This is a genomic window from Rhodococcus sp. R1101, assembly GCF_000278445.1.
GTDB classification, from domain to species: Bacteria; Actinomycetota; Actinomycetes; order Mycobacteriales; family Mycobacteriaceae; genus Rhodococcus; species Rhodococcus gordoniae.
On the sequence record NZ_AJVB01000530.1, the window covers coordinates 1 to 2,510 of the forward strand.

General features: G+C 69.6%; 3 protein-coding genes. All 3 read right to left on the reverse strand.

Going from position 1 to position 2,510, the window contains the following annotated elements; genetic code table 11:
- The coding region (locus tag R1101_RS0121055; protein WP_016935242.1) for a glycosyltransferase family 2 protein at window positions 1-309 on the reverse strand (309 nt) is incomplete at its 3' end.
- A complete protein-coding gene (locus tag R1101_RS0121060; RefSeq protein ID WP_016935243.1) occupies window positions 306-1,304 on the reverse strand; it encodes a glycosyltransferase in 999 nt (332 codons plus the stop codon). The genes R1101_RS0121060 and R1101_RS0121055, both read right to left, overlap by 4 nt.
- Complete coding sequence (locus R1101_RS0121065) at window positions 1,301-2,386, reverse strand: glycosyltransferase family 4 protein (protein ID WP_016935244.1); 1,086 nt, start codon at window positions 2,384-2,386, stop codon at window positions 1,301-1,303. The genes R1101_RS0121060 and R1101_RS0121065 overlap by 4 nt, the downstream gene beginning before the upstream one ends.
- Between the last annotated feature and the right edge of the window lie 124 nt (window positions 2,387-2,510).

Here is a 2,510-nt window from a genome sequence, read left to right on the forward strand (position 1 = left end):
GTCGATGTACCGTTCGAGCAGCTCGGGGGACGGGATGCAGTCGACGTCGAGAAAGACCAGCAGGTCGGACGACGCCGCACGGGCTCCGAGATTCCGCGCTTCCGCGACCGGTAGGCGCCCGGAGCCGACATCCATCGGCACCACCCGCGCCGGCGATTTCGCAGCAGCCACCACATCGGCGACCTCCGGATCACCCATCGCGACGACGATGTGCTCGTCGGGTGTTCGGGTGCTGCGCGCGAGGCCGTCGAGTTGCCGCCGCAGATGCGTGCTGCGACCGGCGGCGACGGTGACGACCGAGACGGTCACGGCGCCCCCGCGAGCTCGTCCAGGATTGCGGCGGCCCGCGCCGCAGCGCCATCGACCTGCCAGCGTTTCCACTCGATCGGGTCGAGGCCGCGTGCCCGTTCGATCAGTTCGGGCCAACGTCCGGGGCCGGGCCAGCCGTCGAGTCCCACTGCCAGGCCGGACTTCTCGAGAGCCTTTGCGGTGGAGTGCTGTTCGTCGAACGGCCGGGGTTCGGCGATGACGACTGCAGGTCGTGCGGCGGCCGCGATGTCGGCGACGGTGTTCTGTCCCGCGTGCCCGATCACGACATCGGCTCCCGCGAGGACGGGCCACGGGTCGTCGATCCACGGACCCCCGGCAATTCCGAGACCTTCCCACGTGTACTCCGGGAAGCGGGCCGAGAAGCGGTGCAGATCGTCGACCGTGATCGACGACCCGCCGCTGCCGCTCATCACGAGCACCTGCGGCTTCTCGGCGGACGGCCGGGTGGGTGCCGGACGACCGTCGAACCGGCTGATGCCCCCGACATACGATGTCCTGTCCGCATACGGGTGCAGCCAGTGCGGGTCGTAGATCTCCTGTGCCCACGGCGCGACGATGTGGTCGGCGATGCGGTACGCGAGCGTGTGCGCGGTATCGGTGCGTTCGCCCGGCATCGCCAGCACCACCACGGGGATGCCGTACAGCCGGGCGAGGAGCGTCACTTCCACCGATACGTCCACCACCAGCAGACTCGGTCGCGTCGCGGCGATCCACGAACCCAGCGCGTGCATGCGTTCGCGGAGACCGTCGTCATGGCTGGGAACCCAGTGCAGGACGTCGTGGGCCGTCGGGTCCTGTGCGGTGCCGACGGCGAGGTCGTCGCGGGGGAGCAGCACCACGTCGTCGAAGGCATCCGACGCGCTGCCGAGCGGCGCCGACGACAACGCCGTCACCGGCGCCTGCAGATGCGCGCAGATGCTGCTCGCGCGGGTACGGTGCCCGTGCCCGTGATGATGGATGTAGTAGCCGATCATGCCGCTCCTGCGAGCTCCCGATACAGCGAGACGTACGCATCGACCATCGTGCGTTCCGAACAGCGCTCCTCCGCGCGGGCCCGGGCGGAGGAACGGGAGAGGCCGACCGCGCAGGGCACCGCCGCAGCGAGGCCGTCGATATCGTCCGGCGCGACGAGGCATCCGCTGCTCTCGTCCACTACCTCCGGGATCCCGCCGCGGGCGAAGGCCACCACGGGTGTCCCACACGCGAGGGACTCGGCGACGACGAGCCCGTACGGCTCGTCCCACTGCGGGGTGATGAGAGACGCCGCCGAATTGCCTACCGCTGCAGCGAGATCGGGTTGGGATAGGTGACCGAGATAGGTCACGTCGGGGCCGAGGAACGGTTCGACGTGTCGGGAGAAGTACTCGCGGTTGCTGATCGGACCGGCGATCCGCACTCGGTAGCCGGCTCGCCGCGCTGCCTCGATCGCAAGGTGTGCGCCCTTCTCCGGTACGAGGCGGCCGAACCAGATCAGATCGTCGCCCCCCGGCCCGACGGGCCATGCCCCGAGGTCGACACCGTTGGGCACCACCGCCACCGGGCCCGGTGTCGCATGTTCCCACGCCGCCGCGGTGTGGCGGCTGACCGCGACGAACGTTCCGGGGCACCCGCCCGGCGTGGCCATCGCCGACTCGAGCCAGGGCGTCGGCGGCGTGTGCAGGGTGCACAGCAGCGGGGTACGCAGTGTCCGGGCCATCGCGATCGGCAGGTAGTGCAGGCTGTGGTTGTGCACGACGTCGAAGGCGTCGGCCGACGGCCCTGCGAGATCGAGCATCAACGACAGGTAGGCGTGGTGGTCACCGAGGAAACCGTCCGCCGGCGGCATCGACACGTCGCTTCGCGCGAGTTCGCCGACCTCGAACGAGGGCACTTCGAGGAACTCGGCCGGAAGTGTGGGGTCGGAGCCCGGTGCGGCGAAGAGCGTCACCTCGTGCCCGTCCTTGCCGAGCGCGTGCGCGAGGTGCCACACGTGTGCTTCGAGTCCGCCCGCGAAGGGCTGGCGAATCGGATACCTGTTGGACGCGATGAGGGCTACACGCAACGAGGGCGACGTCATCCGTTCCGCCCTCCCGTCGCGCGTAGGTAGATGTCGCGGTGCGCACGGGCGAGTGCACGACGCTCATCCATGCGTTGCAACCAGGCGGCTCGCGGAAAATCCCTGGTCTCGTACAACTCACGCA